The 17,064-nt window shown below is 53.5% G+C and carries 15 protein-coding genes; 6 read left to right on the forward strand and 9 right to left on the reverse strand.

Annotated features, from left to right (window positions below):
• Positions 1 to 42 precede the first annotated feature (42 nt).
• Genes VO84_RS18755 through VO84_RS18775 form a run of 5 tightly spaced genes read right to left on the reverse strand, consistent with a single transcriptional unit; the run spans position 43 to position 6,981 of the window.
• The gene (locus VO84_RS18755; protein WP_197414110.1) at positions 43 to 2,343 is read right to left on the reverse strand and encodes a DEAD/DEAH box helicase; all 2,301 of its coding nucleotides are present in this window, start codon (positions 2,341 to 2,343) and stop codon (positions 43 to 45) included.
• Positions 2,288 to 3,583, reverse strand: a complete 1,296-nt coding sequence (locus VO84_RS18760; RefSeq protein WP_058189270.1) for an ATP-binding protein — start codon at positions 3,581 to 3,583, stop codon at positions 2,288 to 2,290. The genes VO84_RS18755 and VO84_RS18760 overlap by 56 nt, the downstream gene beginning before the upstream one ends.
• Positions 3,583 to 4,662 (reverse strand): tellurite resistance TerB family protein, encoded by a 1,080-nt coding sequence (locus VO84_RS18765; RefSeq protein ID WP_082662163.1) that lies wholly within the window; start codon positions 4,660 to 4,662, stop codon positions 3,583 to 3,585. Before VO84_RS18765 ends, VO84_RS18760 begins: the two co-directional genes overlap by 1 nt.
• The gene (locus tag VO84_RS18770; protein WP_082662164.1) at positions 4,619 to 6,652 is read right to left on the reverse strand and encodes a TerB N-terminal domain-containing protein; all 2,034 of its coding nucleotides are present in this window, start codon (positions 6,650 to 6,652) and stop codon (positions 4,619 to 4,621) included. Before VO84_RS18770 ends, VO84_RS18765 begins: the two co-directional genes overlap by 44 nt.
• 26 nt (positions 6,653 to 6,678) lie before the next feature.
• Positions 6,679 to 6,981: a hypothetical protein gene (locus tag VO84_RS18775; RefSeq protein ID WP_058189273.1), complete on the reverse strand. Its 303-nt coding sequence runs from the start codon at positions 6,979 to 6,981 to the stop codon at positions 6,679 to 6,681.
• Positions 6,982 to 6,983: 2 nt separating this feature from the next.
• Between VO84_RS18775 and VO84_RS18780 the strand changes: the two genes are divergently transcribed.
• The 6 genes from VO84_RS18780 to VO84_RS18805 all read left to right on the forward strand — a co-directional run bounded on the left by VO84_RS18780 (position 6,984) and on the right by VO84_RS18805 (position 13,364).
• Entirely contained in the window at positions 6,984 to 7,256 is a 273-nt protein-coding gene (locus tag VO84_RS18780; protein WP_269431433.1) for a LexA family protein, read from the forward strand.
• Between the two features lie 594 nt (positions 7,257 to 7,850).
• Positions 7,851 to 8,582: a hypothetical protein gene (locus VO84_RS18785; RefSeq protein ID WP_157440002.1), complete on the forward strand. Its 732-nt coding sequence runs from the start codon at positions 7,851 to 7,853 to the stop codon at positions 8,580 to 8,582.
• Between the two features lie 28 nt (positions 8,583 to 8,610).
• The gene (locus VO84_RS22940; protein ID WP_058189276.1) at positions 8,611 to 8,979 is read left to right on the forward strand and encodes a hypothetical protein; all 369 of its coding nucleotides are present in this window, start codon (positions 8,611 to 8,613) and stop codon (positions 8,977 to 8,979) included.
• 13 nt (positions 8,980 to 8,992) lie between these two features.
• Entirely contained in the window at positions 8,993 to 9,229 is a 237-nt protein-coding gene (locus VO84_RS23390) for a GyrI-like domain-containing protein (RefSeq protein WP_058189277.1), read from the forward strand.
• 652 nt (positions 9,230 to 9,881) lie between these two features.
• Positions 9,882 to 12,959, forward strand: a complete 3,078-nt coding sequence (locus VO84_RS18800; RefSeq protein ID WP_197414112.1) for a sensor histidine kinase — start codon at positions 9,882 to 9,884, stop codon at positions 12,957 to 12,959.
• 126 nt (positions 12,960 to 13,085) lie between these two features.
• A complete protein-coding gene (locus VO84_RS18805) occupies positions 13,086 to 13,364 on the forward strand; it encodes a GNAT family N-acetyltransferase (protein WP_058189279.1) in 279 nt (92 codons plus the stop codon).
• A gap of 68 nt (positions 13,365 to 13,432) precedes the next feature.
• Here the strand turns inward: VO84_RS18805 and VO84_RS18810 are convergent, their stop codons facing one another.
• From VO84_RS18810 to VO84_RS18825, 4 genes are all read right to left on the reverse strand, one after another.
• Positions 13,433 to 14,227: an SDR family NAD(P)-dependent oxidoreductase gene (locus VO84_RS18810; protein WP_058189280.1), complete on the reverse strand. Its 795-nt coding sequence runs from the start codon at positions 14,225 to 14,227 to the stop codon at positions 13,433 to 13,435.
• A 47-nt stretch (positions 14,228 to 14,274) separates the two neighbouring features.
• Positions 14,275 to 14,730 (reverse strand): DUF4760 domain-containing protein, encoded by a 456-nt coding sequence (locus VO84_RS18815; RefSeq protein WP_058189281.1) that lies wholly within the window; start codon positions 14,728 to 14,730, stop codon positions 14,275 to 14,277.
• A 39-nt stretch (positions 14,731 to 14,769) separates the two neighbouring features.
• Entirely contained in the window at positions 14,770 to 16,302 is a 1,533-nt protein-coding gene (locus VO84_RS18820; RefSeq protein ID WP_058189282.1) for an ATP-binding protein, read from the reverse strand.
• A gap of 86 nt (positions 16,303 to 16,388) precedes the next feature.
• Positions 16,389 to 17,000, reverse strand: a complete 612-nt coding sequence (locus VO84_RS18825) for an RNA polymerase sigma factor (RefSeq protein ID WP_058189283.1) — start codon at positions 16,998 to 17,000, stop codon at positions 16,389 to 16,391.
• Positions 17,001 to 17,064: the final 64 nt, after the last annotated feature.

The raw sequence follows: 17,064 nt of genomic DNA on the forward strand, positions 1-17,064 counted from the left end.
AGCGTAACAAAGATTTTTTCTCGATTCGCGAGTTACGTTAATTTAGGCCGAATTTACATTGATTGCCGAGAGTCTAGCCGCTAACTCATGAGCGCCCTTCAGATCCAACTCAGCACTTACAAATGAACGCAGCCGCAGTCCTTCCGGCAAGGCCCAATCCCATTTTTCGCGGATCGCATGATCTGGCTCGATCTTGAGATCATCGATAGACGGCGGAGATCCTTCTCCGATTGCTCTAAGCACGGCAATCAAGCGCTGGTTATCCGTGGATGATACTCGAATGGCGACTCCTTCATTTGTTGCCTGAAGACCACGTGCCGTCAGTAAGAGAGACAGCGCGTCGTGTGTCAGGTCGCCTCTCCAGCCAAGCAATAGGGTGCTAGCTCCGTCTGAAAAATACGGCTTTTGCGCCAAACTGGAAGCCTTGTACCAATCACGGGCTTCTTCAAGGAGTGAACCCGCTTTGGTGTCAAGGAATGGTATCGTGCTGGTCTCCGAAAGTACGCGCTTCATCTCTTCGCGTATATGTCCGTGGACAGCCCCGGCAATCCCGTCGAATGCCGGTGGTTTCCCGCCGCGGTCATTCACCACATAGATCACCTTGGAGTCAGGGTCGATACTTTGAACTTTCCAGCGGCGTCCCGCGAAGATGATGCGCTGTGCCGGCACAAGCGGCCTCAGGATTGGCAGAGACCCGAGATTATGGCCTTCGGCAACAACGCGGAATTCCTCGCCAGAGTTAAACGCGCTGTAGAACTCATATTGATTAATGAGTTTTTCGCCCAGCACACCCAGCAGCAGTACACCGGAACTTTCCTGAGAGATGAGGTCACGTGCTCCCAGTTCTCGAAGAAGGTCAGAAAAGTCAGCCGCTTGAATCTGGCCGAAAACGCTGCTGCGCACGAGAGTTTGCCATAGATCAACAGCCGTAGCGCCGCCCTTCTCCGCAATCACAGAAAGAAGTTGCTGAACAAGAGTAGAGGCGTGCAATGCTTCCGTCCGCGGCGGTTCAAGCCATTGTGCCAGGAGCAAACGGACTATCGAGATTGTCTGGACCAGTCCTTCGCGAATCCGGTCAGAGAATGTTGATTTGGGAGAGAGCTTTCTCTCTATAGCAAAACAACGCAAAATCGCAGGTTCATTGGCCCGCCGACCGGAACGCCCAAGCCGCTGGCGCAAGCTGGCAACAGAAGGTGGGGAACCTATCTGTGCGACGCTGCGGATATTTCCAATATCGATACCGAGTTCGAGAGTGGTAGTACATACGGCCGTAGCAGCAGCTTGACCACTCTTCAGCGCTGCCTCGGACTCCTCCCGCAATTCGCGTGAAAGGCTTCCATGATGGGGCCAAAATTCGTTTGGAACACCCTCCCTCTCGCAGCGGCGCCGGAGTTGGTCTGCGTAGAATTCAACCGAAGAACGGCTGTTTGGGAAGATCAGGTTGTTGGTTCCGTGCAGGTGTTGATAGAGATAGTCGGCAATGGCAAATTTGGAGGCTCCTTCAGAAGTTGTCTCTTCAATCTCATCTTCCGCGATGTCATCCCGGATATTGGAATCTTCAATCTGCCGCTTGTCCGGGACGGACCATTCATCAACGTATCCTTTGACAAGCAGCTTCAGTTCATAGCCTTCGCTTGCTGCATCAATGGTCTTAACCACTTTTCCTTTGTCAATACGGAGAAATTCGGCCGCCAGGGACTTATCACCCAACGTGGCGGATAGACCTGCACGCGGAATGCGTTTTTGGCCAGCCAATTCGAGGCGATGAAGAAGAGACTGTACCTGCTTGCCACGTTCTGAGCCAATAAAGGAGTGCAATTCATCAATCACAACACATTGAACAGCGCTGGCGAACGCAGGCATCAAGGTTCCACGATTGACGAAAAGTGCTTCCAGAGACTCGGGGGTAATAATCATTACGCCCTTCATCTCTTTCAGAAATCGCTGCTTTTTTGAGGCAGAAATATCGCCGTGCCAGCCGAGTACGGGAACGTCCAACGGGTCACAGATAGATGTAAGCCGCTGTGTCTGGTCGTTGATAAGTGCTTTGAGTGGGCTGATTGACAGGATGAAGCCAGATCGAGACTCATTTTGCAGCAACCTTGTCAGAAGCGGAAAGAAGGCGGCTTCCGTCTTCCCAGCCGAGGTGGCTGCAGCAAGAATCACATCGCTGGTCCCGTCCAACAAGAGAGGAATTGCCTGTTCTTGAACGGAGCGTAGACTTTTCCACCCTTGCGACCAGATCCATTGCCGAATCCGTTCGTCAAGCAGGCCAAAAGAAGCTGTTTCAGAGTTTGAAGGTGGTAAACTCATCGTCGCTCTCAACTGCCAGATCGGCTTCACCACCTTTATCCTGCTTTACCGCCAATCCATCAATAAGGCCCGTCCACTTCACCTGGGGGTTCTGCTCCAGAATCGTCAGCAAATCAATGAATGACGTAATCGTGGTGCGGGGGGTGCGGAAATAGTTGTCTCCAAGGCGTTGGCTGCAGTGGTGCATGAAGGCAGGGATTGCCTCGTCGGGCATAAGATACCGCTCTGGGTCTCCCGATGCGAATACAAAGCGCAGCTTTTCAAGAAGAATCTGGAAATCTTCCGGGGTGAGCGCGGCAAGCCTGATAACAGGTCCAGTAAAATCTGCAAGCCCGTCTTTCGCAAAAGAATTTTGTACCAGGCGGGATTGCAGCGCCTGGTAGCTATAAAGTCCCCTTCGTGTATCGAGTAGAAATTCAGGAGTGCCGCCGAGCAAGAAACCGAGCCCTTCTGCTGATCCCTGCAGCGAGTCATTCAGGATACGGAGAATTTGCTCATAGTTTGAGGTCCGCGCCTGGGTGTTGGCGAGTTTGTAGAGATTGACCATCTCATCGAGGCAAATGAGAAGACCACTATATCCGGCCAGGCGGACAAAACGGGCGAGCAGCTTCAACTGATCGTAGACAGATGCGTCATCGACAATGGTACGAACTCCAAGTGCGGCCCGTGCCTCTGTTCGCGTAGTAAATTCCCCGCGCAGCCAGCGAATCGCATCGGCCTTCAACTGATCATTGCCTTCTTCAAATCCTCGCCAATATGCCAATACCACATCTGCGAAATCGTATCCGTTGACCATTTCAGCCAGATGTTCAATCTTCTGCCGAACAACGCGCTCAGTCGGCGTGCCCGACTGCTCACCCTCCGTCTTTGCCTGTGCGATGAACTTTTCAAGAATTGCCGGTATCGCACCACCTTCGGGCTTGGTCCGCGTGGCCGCGCTGCGGGTCAATTCTGCATACAATGACCTGGCTTGCCCGCTGGAAGCATGGAGTCGCCGGTCTGGATTGAGGTCGGCGTGCATTGTGACAAGCTTCTTCTCAAGGGCAATGGAGCGAACAAGATTCAGGAAGAATGTCTTGCCCGCGCCATATTCCCCGATCACCAGGCGAAATGTGGAACCGCCATCGGCGATCCGATCAATATCTGAGATCAGCGTGCGCAGTTCCTGTACACGGCCTACCTGAATGAGATGTTGGCCGATGCGGGGCACGACGCCGGCACGGAGGGATTGCAGCACTGCATCCCGCTCTCTTGGGCGAATTGGAGGCATTATTCGACACTCTCCAGAAGTTGCTGCTGAACATGGATTGGATCATCGCCATCGGTAAGTGCTTCGCCAATCAGATCAAATGCAGCATCGTTAATTTGCTCCAAAGCTCCATCCAGCATAATTTGTAGCTTGGCCGCGATAGACTCCAATTCTGTGCGGGACCAAGCGGCCCTTTGAAGTAGTTCTGACAAGAACACTTGATGGATCTGGTCAAGACCCGGTAAAAGCGATTCGCTCGATGCCACCTCATTTGCAGAAGAAACATTTGCCTCTGTCGGCTTCTCTTCTTGGGCAGCTTCCTCATCCGCGAATACGCTGGCGAGGAGTTCACTAACTTGTTCTGTCTCCCTACGGAGATACTCGAGGCGCTTGGTATTTACAGCAAAGGCCGCCTCGGAGAGCCCCTGGCCGTTCTCCACCGGCGCTGGATCTGGCGTCGGGCGGGAATGGGTTCCGTGTAGGTGGCTGTAGAGCAACTGATTGCCAATTCCCAGGGCTTTATAGACCTCTTCCAGGAACTTTACCTCTTTGGCGTCAATTACGCCGTCAGCAGCCGCAAGGGACGAAAGTAATTGAGCTATCCGCAATCGGCTTTCGCTGGACAGCGCCGCAAATCGAATCTTCAAGCTGGTCAGTGAAACAGTCTGATGAATCTGAAGACGATATTTCGCACGAAGTCGAGTACGCAGGTTGGCATCGAGATGCTGCCAAGAGGCAATCATTGCATCCACCGCATCCGTTTCGTCCTGGCTGGCGTGACCGTCTGCGAGGGCTACACAGGCCGCAAGAGATACCGTTATCGATGCGTTCTTATAATCATTGCCCGATCGGTCAGCGTCCGTATCAGAGATAAGAGAAAAGAGCACAATCCTTTCTCCGGGCTTGGGGCGACGCGCATCAGCAAGAACATCAGGTTCGATACCAATGGATGCGCGCTTTAGATTATTCGCGATTTCCATGATCTTCGCCGAGGCGGTGTCTTCGGTGAAGCCCAACTGTCGCAGAAACACGTCATACAGAACAGGCTCAATTGAATCAGCGTAGCTGGTTCTTAATTCCTGCAGTCGTTTTTTTTGCATCTTCAGGCCAGAATGCAACTGGTAGATTAAGATACGCTTCAAGCGTGCCTGCTTTTTGCGGGGTTCGGCCCAGAAATCGGCTGTAGGAATCAATCGCGGCCGTACTCTGATCGACAATCTCTTTCAGAGTTTGTACGGGCGTGCTTAACGCAGCGATATCGGGTATGCCTTTGGTATCAAGTTTGATTTCTTTGCTTCCTGGGGAATACCGGGTCCACCATGGCGTGTATGTCACTTTCAGCGGCGTTTTATTGGGTGGAATGATAAGCCCATCGCCAAATCGTTTCATATAAGTTGCCGCGAATGCTGCCCCAAATTCCTGTGGGCATCTAGTAGCTGGGGTACGGAAATAGATGGTGGGCTCGACCTCAACCCATCGCATTGCCCATTCAACAGGGATGGGCTTGCGGTCCCGCATAAAACAGCCAAGGCCGTAGCGCATGATTAGTGGAAATTCGTAGGTGCGCATCCATATATCAGGAAGCTCAGGAGTCGCACCGTTCAGGGAATAGAACGAGATGAAGTCCGCAAGCCGAATGCAGGCCTCCCTGACACTTCCCCCTGCACTAGAGAATAGCTTTGCAATGCGTAGCATCTCGTCGCGCAGCTCAGCAATCTCTTCCGCGGGGGGATCTAAAATCTTGTTTTGAATCAGGCCAAGAACCCTGTTTTCCAGGCCATAGAAATAGAGCAATCCAAGATCATTTTCGATTTGTGTTATCGCCCCTTGCGAAAGCCACCGGAGGTAACGGCATCGTACGTCAGCCGAAAGCGCTTGGTAGTCTCCGAGGTGGAACCATTCATCGGCGGATGACGGATTGTCACGCTGCACCAGGAGTTGCGGGTCAATCACAAACGGGTTGTCAGTTGCGCTTCCTTTGCCTACATAAATGAAGCCAGTGCGCAACTCAAATCCCTGAACGGTGGTTGATTCGCCCTTTCCATACCAACGGTAGTTCTTCTCAGGCTCTTTTTTAGGAGGAGAAGGGATCGAGAAATCAGCTGTCTTGACCGTCGAGCCCATTCCGACGGTGATCATAAGCAAATTTTCTGGTGCAGTTTGTGTACGCGGCACCGGCACTGGAGGGGGTCCGGTAGTGATACGACCGAATTCCACGTGAACTTGCTCTTTAGATGATGACGTCGTCGATTCTTGCTTTGTACTGCCAAGTTGGCGCGTCAGCAACGATTCGTAAAACGTCCGATTGGCATTGAAGTCTTGAATTAAAAGATCATTCCCGATTCGATTGGCGCGCAGCTTTTGTATCTCGATAAGCGCAGCGGTAGCCTGATTGTGGACTGCACGAAAATTCGCTCCATCGACTTCTTCACACACACCGCTGGCCAATTCAATTCGGGTCCGAACAGAATCACTGCTGCCAAAGGTCCAAAGCCAAGACATGAATTTGGTATGTTCAAGTACTTCATCGCGCGAATCCAGATGAGGCGAAATTGTCCTCTCAAAATGCTCTTGTGGAGATACAAAATTCTGCTCCAGCCACCGCTGAAGATAGATTGCCTGTATCAACTCTCGCTCGACATCGATGTCAAAGGGCGGCGTGGGATGTGGAATAGGAAGAGATCGGGCAGTATTCGTCAGTTGTCGGGCAATCGCCGCGATCATCGATGCGGATTTGGGGCCAACACCATGTACCTGGGAAATCCGAAACTCATCCCATCCCTGAAGATCAGACAGCGTGCGTATACCAGCGTCTTTGAGCGCTTGGAGACGCATACCCTCACCATGCTTTTTTAATTCATCGAGGGGAATAACCCGCAATCGGGCTGCCTGCACTCCTTGTACATATTTGTTGGCTGCTCCGCCAATCGCGTCCTGAGTCCTCGACGGTTGTTCAAGGAGCTCTTGCTTGAGTTGCTCAAGCGGCCGCAACACAGAGGTCACCCGCTTCCTTGCCCGTGAGGCGGGTGAAAGGCGATAGGTAACAAAAACTCCGGCTAAAAGGAGTAGAAACAGAAAAAGCCAGATCATGTGGACGAATCCTGATATTGACAATATCAGCAAGAAATTGAGTGGCGTGCAAGTCCTTCCTGGCGCAACCGTCTGATGGCAATAAAGTTCTCAAAACGCGCGAATCGATGAACTGCTGAAATATAGACACCTGCGGCAAAATGCTTGAGGCATTGATTAAACTGCTGTACTGCGATCCGCCTTTCCAGACGAATGCCTCGACCTTCTAGTTCGTGCGTGGCCTGCGGTTCTTCGAGATCAAGATGATCGGCTCCGTGCAGGTCGGCAAGGGAACAGCAGAAAGTCAGAGCCAGCCCGTTGACATCGATAGTGCCCGCGAACTCCTGCAAAGCTGTCGAAGGAGCGGCTTTGCAGGGTTAGCGGAGATTCGATGGAGGGCGTTGGCATTCTGAATGGCGACACCGTGGTCATCCATCTGACCAAGAGGGCTGTGGTCGGAAACTACGTTGTCGTTTGGGATGGGGCCGATTCTATCGTCAAAGAATTGGCCGAAGACGAAAACAGTGCCTACTTGAATTCACACAACGCTGACAAAAAGAAGTTCCCCGACATCCGCTTGACGGATGATTTCCGGCCCCAGGAGTGTAACTGGCTTGTACCGTAGTTATAACCTGCGGTTCCTCCGCTGATTTGGTGTGTCACGATGAGGGTCCACCCAAACGGCTAGAAGAACCGATGTGTTCGTCTGTCAGCTTTCTGACGATAAGATTTGCGCTAAATATTTTCGTAGGATTTTTAACTAGAACGCCTGAATGAGTCATTCTGACTTATGGCAAATTGTTGCCGCAAAAAATACTTGACAGATTTGTCGTAGTTCGACGAGACTCTTCCCGTTCCTGCTTTACAACTTCAGACTACGCCGTGCGCGGCGGCAGTAGTCGTAGCTCATGAATGGGCCCCTCGATCCGCGCGGCAGCGACTCCGACGTTGTCTCGAATGCAGTAGTGTGTTGTGTTCGTTTCCCAGATCATGGCGATGGAACGGGAATGTCAGTTGATCATTCGAGGCCGCAAATCGTGAAGAATTCCGCGTAATTGAAGCCATAAGGGCAACACTATGGCGTACTCCGCCTGTAATGGGGAGTGTATGCCAAGTGGAGAGTTTGCTCAAAGCACACTTAATAGCGTCAAGCGAGCGATGTTGCAGAGGAGAACGTATGAGAAAGTGTTTGTCGCTGATTACCCTAGCATGTCTAGCTATGACCGCCACGCGTACGCGAGCACAGCAAGGCACAACACCGCAACAGGTATTTCAATCAGCAATAGCCTCCTTAAATTCCGGAAATGTAGGCGCGCTTCAATTGTCCGGAACTATCGAGGCGCCTGCTGGAGAGGACAGCGACACTGGAACCTTTTCCGGCCAGTGCAGCATCTCGGGAACGAGTCAGCTTCAGATGCAGCTCTCGTCGGGAACGCGTACCGAGAATAGTCTGATCGCGGCGGGCGTGGCCTCCGGAAGCTGGGTAGATGAGCAAGGTACGGCACACGCTATGGCTCCCCAGAATGTGCAGACACCTGCGGCCTGGTTTTGCCCGCAAGTTGTTCTGTCGTCCATTCTCAAATCACCAGGCTCGATGACTATTCAGTTTGTCGGGAGCGAAACCAAGAATGGCATTGCAGCCCTTCATTATCTGGTTGCCCCTCCAAGTCTGAGCAGCGCGTCCGACGGGTCTTCCTCCATTTCAGCGATAGCGCAGACGGATATTTATCTCAATGCAACGACATTGCAGCCTGTAGCGTTCGATTTCAATGCCCATCCGGATAACAACGCGTTGGTGAATATTCCCATAGAAATCCAGTTCTCCAATTATGTGAATTTAGGCGGAGTGCTCGTCCCGGGAACGGTATCAAAGTACATGAACGGTGCCCTTGTGGTCACCCTCCAAGCTACCAGCGCTACTCCTAGCGCTTCTTCGGTTACTACCAACTGAGACATATTTGAAGATCTGGAGACCTGTCATGAAGAACGCCCGCCTGTGTTCGCTGATCCTGGTTCTATTCAGCTTTGCTTCTCATCTTGTGACTTCGCAGACTGTGGCGACCGGTACATATCAGTTCGGGTCTTTCGCAGGCGGACCGGATGCAGTTAATCTGGGAAATCTCAATGTCAATTGGCAATTTCCGATCATGAACAAGGCAGGACGGGGGCAGAATTTTGTCTTCAACCTTGCTTACGACAGCTCCATCTGGTATCCCGCTACTGTAAGTGGCTCTCAGGTATGGACGCCCATTTCACAATGGGGCTGGTCAGGATTACAACAAAGTGTCGGATCGACCTATTATACGTACACGACGACTCTTCAGAGCACATCACAATGTCGCATATGAAGGCCCGGATGGTGTGGTTGGTGGTGAGCGCCTGACTCTTGAGGCGGGAGAGTATGCGGTCGTTCGTGTCATCGATACAGCCTTGCTCCGCGATACCTGGACCTGGTTGTTGGGCCATTGGCTGGCGAACTCCGGACGTCGAGAGAAGAACGCACCAGAGTTTGAGCGATTTTCCAGCATATCGGAAACCGGTGCACCCATTGGACCGGTTGAAATCTGGATTCCCCTCGAACCGTTCTTAAGTGATTGAGTCCGCCGCTGCGGGCTTCGATCGTCGTTGAGTCGAGCGGTCGAATTCTGACTCCTGCCTTAAACTACTCTGCTGCCGCTTGCATTTAGCATTTCACTTCCGACAAAGCCGACTAAGGAGATATTCCGCTGCTTGATTCCCTTTGTGAGCAGGAGGATCGTGAGATAGCGTTTCGGCCAAAGAGGTCCTCAGAGTCGAGAATTGTCCACTCTTTCGGGGGGTGTGAAGCTCGCATCGTCTTGTTATAGTGAAGGCTCGCGAGGCATAAATGGCTTCATGCGAGCCGATCACGATACTTCCTCATATGCCGCTCTGATTGTCCGCACGGCCTTAGGCCTGAGATTGAATCGCACTGGGCGAAGTCTTTGCTCAAGCGGATTGACTCAACGGCACGGAGACAACGATGGAACATCAGAAAAGCGATAGTCAAGGAATGCGCGGCCGTCGGATGTCGGGAGCCGATTGGAAGACATTCTTGCATCCGCATTCTTTGGCTCAAATAATTTGGAGGCGTGCAGGCCGTTGGGTAGCGCTTCGCCCCGCTGGAAGAGGTTCAGGTCTCCCGCTCTTTGGCATGGAATTTATCGTAATCGCGGTCTCCTTGCTTTGGACAGCGACGAACTTGTATGCCGAGAGGTGGCATGCTTCAACCTTGGGATTGCCGGCACGAGGACAAGCACAGCCGCTTGAAGACATGGGCCACATGAGCTGGACACGGCGGGACGGGGCTCCGAGCGATATCTCGGCACTGACGCAAACCCAAGACGGATATCTGTGGATCGGGTCAAGCGCCGGGCTCTTTCGCTTCGATGGTCTGCAATTCCAGTCCTACCCCTTCACTTCCGCGGATCCACGGCTGCCTGCCTCCGCCGTAGCGGCGCTCGCCACGGACCGCGTCGGCGGGTTGTGGATCGGCTACCGAATGGGCGGGATCAGCTATCTCCGCGACGGCAAGAAGGTGGACTACGACGAACACAACGGCCTGGTAAGCGAATCGACGGAACAGTTGCTCTGTCGCGAAGACGGCTCAGTTTGGGCAACCGCGGACGGACGGCTGATGCGCTTTACCGGAACCGGCTGGGAGAACTACTCGATCAAACATGGTCTGGTGTCTGAAGGGCTCTATTCTCTGTTCTTCGATCGCGCTGGAAACCTCTGGACTGCCGACAAGGGGCATGTCTACGAACTGAAGAAAGGGGAAGACAAGTTTGTTCCAGTAGCTGTTTCGGCAAAGGTAGTGAATCAGTTTGGACAGTTGCCGAACGGAGACATCTGGATAAGTGACGCCTGGAACAAGATCCGGCCTCTGCTCGACGACGAGCACGTGAACACGGTTCGCATCCCCGGCGTGCCGGTCATGATCGTGGACAAGGCCGGAAGCATCTGGCTGGCGAACGATTTCGGCGGGATTACGCGCATCAAGGAGCCGGGGGCCGCCTCGAGTGAGACAGAACACTACGCGCAGGCGAATGGACTGACAGACGGGCAAACGCGAACGATCCTGCAAGATCGTCAAGGCGCCATCTGGGTTGGCACTGCAAGGGGCCTGGATCGATTCCGTCCTTCGCCCGTGGTGCCGTTTCACGGGGTTCCACTCGAATACTATCCAGCGTTGGCGGCAGGCGCCAGCGGCGGCATCTGGCTCCACGATATGGATAAGCCATTGATGCGTCTGCGCGACGGAAAATTGTCGTTTGTGAGCGAAGGCCACGGGAGCAGCTCTCTCTTTGAGGACAGCGACGGATCTGTCTGGATGCTGGACCAGATTACGCGCAGCTTCTACCGCTATTCGGAATCGGGAGGTGCACCGCTGCGGATACCCGCCCCGGTTGAAGGGATGGCTGGCGAGACGTGGTGCCTGGGAACGGACCGGCAAGGCGCCTTGCTTGCCTGTTTTGAAGGCCATGGTTTGTGGCGTTACTCGGGCAAGTGGGAACATGTAGACGCGCCCGGTATGCCGCGCGAAGCACCGCTTTCGCTGATGAAAGGATCCAGGGGCCGGATTTGGCTGGGATACGCGCGAAATGAAATTGTGCTTGATGATCCAGGCGGGTACCGCACATTCGGACGCGAACAGGGCCTGGAGGTGAATAGCGTTTTCACTTTCTACGAGACCAGTAACTTGGTCTTCGCGGGTGGCTCCGACGGTTTGGCCTACTTCGATGGCATGCGCTTTCACACATTGCAGCTTCGCACTCCCGGCTTGCTGCGGGGCATTTCAGGCATCGTAAAAGACCGGTTTGGCGACCTCTGGCTGAATGCCGGGTCTGGCGTCGTCCGTCTGCCTGAGGTGGAGTGGAGCAAGGCCGTTCAGCAGCCGAAGTATGCGATGGATTATCAGCTGCTGAATGAGCAGGACGGTCTGATCGGTGCGCCGACTCAGAGTAAACCCACCCCGTCGGCAATTGTCGACAAGAGCGGTCTTCTCTGGTTTGCAACTTCCGGCCGTCTGGTCTCAATCGATCCTGCGATGGCAAGCCGGGGGTTCTCGAAGCCGAGCGTACAACTGCAGTCCGTGGCCGTGAACGGCGTCCTCCGCCATGCCACGGAAGGTGAACCGATCTCTCTCGGTTCGATCCCGCTGAAGACCCTGGAGTTCGACTACATCGGTGTCGATCTTAATTCTCCTGATCGGGTAGCCTATCAATATATGCTTGAGGGCCAGGACCATGAGTGGCAGGACGTTGGTAGTCGTAGACAGGCCTTTTATACGAATCTCCCGCCGGGTACGTATCATTTTCGGGTAAGGGCGGCGAGCGGCACGGGGCCATGGGCAGAGTTGCCGGCGGCGATGAAGCTCACAGTCAATGCTCCGTTTTATCGGACAATCTGGTTCTACCTGCTAATTATGCTGCCGGTTTTTGGCCTCATTTGGCTGATCTATCGAATGCGCGTGCAACACATCACGGCCAAAATGCGAGCGCGTCTTGAAGCACGAGCTCAGGAACGCATCCGCATTGCGAGAGATTTACACGATACGCTGCTTCAAGGAATCCAAGGGTTGATACTCCGCTTTCACTACGCCACAGAGCGGTTGACGGCTGAGGAACCGGCACGGGCGATGCTTCGCGATGCCTTGGTTCGCGCTGACCGGGTGATCAGCGAGGGCCGCGAGAAAGTCAGAGAGTTACGCGCGGAGGCTGCTCTGCCTGGCGATCTTGAAAAGAATCTCCGCAGGGCCGCGGAAGCGCTTCAAGTCGACGGTGGCGCCCCGGTCAAGTTAACTGTGAAAGGCCAACCGAGAACGCTGCGGCCAGCGGTTCAGCACGAGCTTTACTCGATTGGAAGGGAGGCTCTCACGAATTCGATACGGCACGCGCAGGCCACCGAGATTGTTTTGGAACTGAACTACGATGTGAATCAATTGCGTGTTTGCTGCCGCGATAATGGTTGCGGTGTTGGAACCGAAGTGGGGCGTTCAGGATTCAGGCGTGGACACTGGGGAATTCCGGGTATGCGTGAGCGGGCTCGAGATCTGGGAGCCGAATTCGAATTCGCGAGCTCGGCTGAAATTGGCACTCGAATCGACGTCTGCCTTGAAGCGCGACGAGCTTATGCTCGAAGAGAGAGCGGTTTCCCGTGGAAAAACCAATCATCGCGATGGCTGACGGCCATGCGAGAGTTCCTGCCGGGTCGGTACGCATTTGCTGATGAAGATCTTGCAGATATTTCCCTCAAGGACGACTCTCTAGAGGGTCCGGACTTGCCGGGAATTGGCGATCTCGAGTAGTAACGTTCGAAGGTATTGATTCAATAGTCGATCAGATTGGATGAGGGAAGGCGTGCGATTGGCTCATCTGCGCCGATTCGTTGCAGAACGACGCGGCATTCGCTTAACATCCACCACGAGGACCGCATGAATAATTCAACCCAGGTCACCCGAAGCCGGTTTGAGATTGAGCAGGATGGACAGGTCAGCTACCTGAAATTCGAAACAGGTGGCCTTGGCTGGATGACGATCTGGCATACGGAAGTTCCTCAGGAGCAGCGGGGCAAGGGCCTCGATTCTGAGCTGGTCACAAGGGCATTCCAATATGCCAATGATCTTTCTTTGCAGGTTGAGGCAATCTGCCTACTTGCCAAACACCTACTCGACAAACATCCGGAATTGGAAGCCAAGTTCAGGAAGAAGTAGTCACGCTGAAGCTCACCTCTATAGGTGCGAGCTTCAAGACGAGACAGCAACAAGCCTGAAGTCTCCTTCTAAAGAATTGCGCGGACCACCCCGCCATCCACTCGCAATGCTGCGCCATTCGTTGCCGAAGAAAGTTCCCCTGCCAAGTAGGTGACCATGGCCGCAACTTCCTCTACGCAGGCGAAGCGTTTTAGCAAGGAAGACGGTCGCGCGTGTTCGAAGAACTCTTTCGCGACTTGCTCCTTCGATTTGTTCTGCTGCTTCGCCAATGCTTCAACAAAGCCGCCCACGCCTTCCGACTCGGTAGGGCCGGCCAAAATGCTGTTTACTGTGATGCCAGTTCCGGCTACAGATTCCGCGATTCCGCGCGCTACGGCAACCTGGGCTGTCTTGGTCATACCGTAGTGGACCATTTCGGCCGGAATTTGTACGGCTGACTCGCTCGAGATAAAAAGAATGCGGCCCCAATTCTTCTTCAGCATGCCTGCAAGGTAGTGCCGAGAAAGCCGTACTCCACTCATCACGTTTACTTCAAACAATCTGTACCAATCCGTGTCGGGAATCTCTGCAAATGGTTTCGGCTCGAAGATGCCAACGTTGTTCACCAACACATCCACCAGGGGCAATGTCGAAATTACCCTTTCAGCGCCATCTGCACTCGAGAAATCCGCGACAATGCCTTCCACTTCTGCGGACCGGTTATTCGAGCGAAGCGAGAGAATGGCAGCATCGACGCGGTGCTGGGTGCGGCCATTCACGTAGACACGTGCGCCCTCGTCAGCAAGTGATTTTGCGATCGCAAAACCGATGCCAGCAGTCGATCCGGTTACGAGTGCGGTCTTGCCCTTCAATTTGAGATCCACAACTATCCTCCAGAAAGTACCTACGGATATTTGATGCCCTGGAAACATTACTTGATTTTCTTCTGACGAGCCGCGGACTGACAAACTTGAATATAGTTCTGCATTTGCTGCAGTCGTGCTGCCCCCGGAGCTGATGCTTCCGTCAATTGTTCCAGGTTCGCAAAAAGTTCCGGAAGACAGTTTCGCGTTCGAAATTCTGCAATGTAGGGCTTTATTTTGGCGAATTGAAAATACATCTCACTGCAGCACGCATAGACGAGATTCTCTTCGAGCGCGCCCTGAAATACCATAGCCGCAACCATGTCCCAGTATCCGAATACCTGCAAAACGTAGGCGCTGTGCACCGGGTCCCCCATGGTAGCCAGGAGATCGTCGATGGAGCCCGGGAGGAATTCTCCCCCGACGTATGTGCGCGCAAGACGCATTACTGGCTCTCGCCGCAATTCGTATAAGCGGATGATCAGTTCCGCCTGTTGTATCGCTAGAGTCGTAACTTCCTTCATATGAACCTCCGAATAACTTCCTGACAAGTCCGCTTCAGGTCAGTAAATCTGTAGCCGATTCGTTGGCAGCCGGACCTGGAAACAGGTTGAACCAGGCCTTGAGACTAAGCTGACCGATCCAAAATGCTTCTCGATTATGCGACGTACGGTATCCAGACCTAGCCCCAGGCCCTGGCCTAAGGGCTTCGTGGTGAAGAACGGTTCAAAAATCCGAGATACCACGTCATCGCCGATGCCCGAACCGTTGTCACATATTTCAACGAAGGCCATCTCACCTTTCGGCTTTGTCGTAATCGTTAACGTTCCTTGTCCGTTCATCGCGTAGATTGCGTTCTCGAGGAGAGCGGTCCACACCTGACTCAGTTCCGCTCCAAAGCCAGTAACGAGCGGAGTTGCCGGATCGTAATCCAGCGAGACCTGGACTTGCTGAAGTCTTGGGCGAAGGAGCGTCAAAGCATTGCCCAAAGACTCTGACAGGTTCACCTCCTGGATCTGTGCCTGATCCATGTAGGCATAATCTTGAATGGCCGTGATGATTTCGAAGATCCTCCGCGCGGAGCCAGACAAAGCGGTTGTGAGATGCATCGCGCGCACGGACCGGGAAAGACTACTGAGAACATGCGGGAGGGCGTCCTTCTCGAAATCCGTCAGCATTTCATCAAGATGAATGGTCTGAATGTCTCCTCTGGCCAGTTCCGGGGCTATCTCCCACGCTCTCAAGATGTCATGAAGTTCGAGCCACTCCTCAATACGCTCTTCGCGATCCAGACTTGCGAGAGAGGTCTCGCCTTCGGTGGCCGCGAAAGATGCTGAGGATTTGAGTGCTCCTCGGCACACGAACTCGCTCCATCGAAGATAACTTTGTAGCTCTGAATCGGAGCGAAACAGGCGGCCCAGATTACAGAGTTCCTCCGCGCGATTGGTGACCGCATTGAGGCTCAGAGCGGCCCCGCGAATTGCCGACGCGGGATTCTTCAGCTCATGTGAGAGATTCGCTGCCAGCTTGCCTAGCGAAATCAACTTTTCTGCCTGCAGGTCTGCCGTCTTAAAGTCTCTGCTCCTATCAAGGAGGATAGAAACGCACCGCTGAGTCATCGAAGGTATCGCAACAATCATTTCGGCAAAAAAACTTTCGTGAATCTCCAGCAGCCACAGGGAATCGGAGCTGCAGCCCTCTCCGCCCCAACGTTCCATCCGCGAATAGGGAAGTTTGCCGGTGATCTGGGCGGTACGGCCAATCGTGAGGAGCACGGACCCCGAATTTCTTCGGTGCACATAGATCTCTCCTCTTAAGATGATCATCATGTGATGAGCAGGTTCGTTTTCACGAAATACCACGCTCCGATCGGCGGTGATTCGGTTTAGACCATGCTCGGCGAGCCAGCGGAATTCCGCCTCATTCAATCCGCGGAGAAGCTCCACTTGTTCAAGTGCTTCAAGGACTTCAGTGATTCCTAAAGTTGTCCTTTGCCAAGATTCGTCGGCCTCAGCTTCAATTTCAAGGCCTGGCAGTTTTCCAATTCTCACAGCGGGGAGCAGTTCCACGTCTGAGCCTACGTTGGGCGTGTCCATATTTCACCTTCCGGAGTAAGAGTCCTCGGGCCTATCCGCGAGTCCGATGCCGAAAAAACTACGAAGCGACGGCATTGAGTAGCAAGCTATGAAAGGGATGCGCGCAATGCCTTTTTGGCGCGCATCATCCGCGATTTTGTCGCCGCGACGGTTATGCCTGTGCGTTGAGCGATCTCTTTGAGCGATCCATCAGTTTGTTGACGAATCTCGATCACTTGTCGGTAGGGAGTGGGGAGACGCGAAATCGCCGTTCGCAGGCGCACGTCGTTCTCGTGATCTATGAAGAGTTCCTCCGCGTTTGCGCGTCGATCCGCAATCTCCCAATGCGATTGATTCTTGCCGGCATCCGCAGGTTCGTCCGCAGATCTCTCTGGGCGAACGCGCCTTCTGCGCAGCATCATGAACGCCGAGTTGAGACTGATGCGTGTCAGCCAGGTTGAAAATGTTGAAGCCTGGTTGAAGTTCTTGAAATGTACGTAGGCTTTTAGGATCGACTCCTGCAGGACATCTTCGGCGTCTTCATGATTCTTGGTGATTTTGAAGAGCATGATGAGGATGCGCCTTGAGCAGCGGGAGCAGAGTTCAGTAAACGCCCACTCATGACCATCCTGCGCTGCCAATACAAGGAGCTCATCACTGAAGGGAACGTGCGGCTCTGCGCCTCTCGACGAGTATTGCGTACTGCCAAAATGATCCATGGTAATGTGTCCTCCTCAGTTTGCTGAACTGGGAAATGCCCCTGTTGCAATCAGGAAAGATTCG

Source organism: Occallatibacter gabretensis (genome assembly GCF_001449115.1).
Lineage (GTDB): Bacteria > Acidobacteriota > Terriglobia > Terriglobales > Acidobacteriaceae > Telmatobacter > Telmatobacter gabretensis.

What these genes read in the sequence shown, in the direction of transcription:
- VO84_RS18760 (WP_058189270.1), bottom strand. Translation starts at nt 3,583, where the DNA reads ATGCCTCCAATTCGCCCAAGAGAGCGGGATGCAGTGCTGCAATCCCTC.
- VO84_RS18765 (WP_082662163.1), bottom strand. Translation starts at nt 4,662, where the DNA reads ATGCAAAAAAAACGACTGCAGGAATTAAGAACCAGCTACGCTGATTCA.
- VO84_RS18770 (WP_082662164.1), bottom strand. Translation starts at nt 6,652, where the DNA reads ATGATCTGGCTTTTTCTGTTTCTACTCCTTTTAGCCGGAGTTTTTGTT.
- VO84_RS18785 (WP_157440002.1), top strand. Translation starts at nt 7,851, where the DNA reads ATGACCGCCACGCGTACGCGAGCACAGCAAGGCACAACACCGCAACAG.
- VO84_RS22940 (WP_058189276.1), top strand. Translation starts at nt 8,611, where the DNA reads ATGAAGAACGCCCGCCTGTGTTCGCTGATCCTGGTTCTATTCAGCTTT.
- VO84_RS18805 (WP_058189279.1), top strand. Translation starts at nt 13,086, where the DNA reads ATGAATAATTCAACCCAGGTCACCCGAAGCCGGTTTGAGATTGAGCAG.
- VO84_RS18815 (WP_058189281.1), bottom strand. Translation starts at nt 14,730, where the DNA reads ATGAAGGAAGTTACGACTCTAGCGATACAACAGGCGGAACTGATCATC.
- VO84_RS18820 (WP_058189282.1), bottom strand. Translation starts at nt 16,302, where the DNA reads ATGGACACGCCCAACGTAGGCTCAGACGTGGAACTGCTCCCCGCTGTG.
- VO84_RS18825 (WP_058189283.1), bottom strand. Translation starts at nt 17,000, where the DNA reads ATGGATCATTTTGGCAGTACGCAATACTCGTCGAGAGGCGCAGAGCCG.